Annotated in this window: 1 protein-coding gene; it reads right to left on the bottom strand. The window is 63.5% G+C overall.

Annotated elements, in window-relative coordinates; genetic code table 11:
• Positions 1-334: 334 nt before the first annotated feature.
• Positions 335-610, bottom strand: a complete 276-nt coding sequence (locus AC1D34_RS37520; RefSeq protein WP_476770870.1) for a YMGG-like glycine zipper-containing protein — start codon at positions 608-610, stop codon at positions 335-337.
• Positions 611-1,505: the final 895 nt, after the last annotated feature.

Here is a 1,505-nt window from a genome sequence, read left to right as displayed (position 1 = left end):
CGGTTGGCGTGAAGGTTAAATCCGACCCCGCCGAGAAGGACCGCATCCGCCGCCAGCTGCGCTGACCTTTCGGCGCAGCGCGCCCACGTGGGACGTCCGGCAACGCGCCTGACCTACTGGAGCCGTCAAGACGGTGCCTGACCCGCGCCCGATGCCCGCGCGTCTCCCGGCCCCGTACAAGCTTGCGTCCCCGTCGCCTGCGCGACGGTCTGCTCCCGGCTGGGTTGCCCTGTCAGCACCCACGCGCAACAGCCGCCCCATCGGAGCGGCTGTGCATGAAACCAGATGCTGCCGGTGGGCTCGCCAATTGGCCCGGCAGGTGTGCTCAGGCGCCTTACGGGCAGGGACCTGAGAAACGGCGACCGCTCGTGTCCTGGAAGATGCAGTTGTTTGGGGTCGTCGCCCGACCGACCACCGCGCCGGTCACGCCACCTGCAAGGGCACCGATGGCGGCACCACGACCGCCGCCCGCGATCCCACCGATGAGCGCACCACCGCCAGCGCCAATGGCGGCGCCGCCAAGCGTGCGGTGCGACTGAGACTCAGGGTTGCAGCCTGCGAGTAAAAGGCCAAGGCCGATAAAGCCGGCGACTGTGATCGAACGGAGCATTTTGGGGTCCTTGTTCAAGTCTGCGCGCGAATGCGAACGCATCAAACTAGGGCGAGACGTCGGGTGCGCCATCGCAAGTGACCGCGTCAGTCGGGAATTCCTGTGGATGTTCATCCGGTTTCCCCGATACCTGAAGCTTCGTAGCCTTCAGCTCGGTCGCACGGCGTCGCCGAAATCTTTTGATCACGGCCTGACGGAATGAGGCCCAAAGCAGCTGCTTGCCACTCTCGACCTCAACAAGTTCCTGCTTGAGCTACCAGCGCCCTCCATCGAGAAACTCGGTCACTGCCGTGCGCTGCGCCTCGAGACCCAGACCAGAGCGTCCCTGACGCAGCGTCGACACGCGGAGATAACCACCACAAGGCAGGCCGGGCAAAGCGGCCCACCGCCCCTACCGCGCGTCTTCCGCGCCTGCGCTGCGCGCCGCGACACCCGCCAGCGCACGCGACGGCGCCGACGATGTACAAACGGATTGCGGAGCCTGGTCAGACCGGGATCGTCATCCCCGATGTCGAAAGGCGCGATGAGGGCCGGACTCATGGCCTGATATCCCTTCGCTGGGAGGCCCGGATCGTCCCAAACGTCGCTGCCACGCAAGCAGCATGAGGGTGGTAGTTTGAAGGTCCGCGACCTCACGCTGGATTAAATCCAACCTATCGAGGACTTCTTTGTATTTCTGCATTTATGCATTCGGCGCTCTTCCCGCGCATAATACAACAGAAACATCAGCAGGATCGTCTATCGCCTGCAACTTCCGTTTTGCAACGACGAACAAGTGCCGACGAGGACCTTAAGGCCCGACTGGCACCACCCATCTGGGTTCTGTTGCAAATTCCCGCGGCGCCATAGAATTTGGTGGTTCGTGCCCTTTCACGCCGCTGCGATAATCTCAAAC

This window comes from Allobosea sp. P1_A7, assembly GCF_056406775.1.
This window is presented reverse-complemented; position numbering and strand designations above follow the sequence as displayed.

What these genes read in the sequence shown, in the direction of transcription:
- AC1D34_RS37520 (WP_476770870.1), bottom strand. Translation starts at nt 610, where the DNA reads ATGCTCCGTTCGATCACAGTCGCCGGCTTTATCGGCCTTGGCCTTTTA.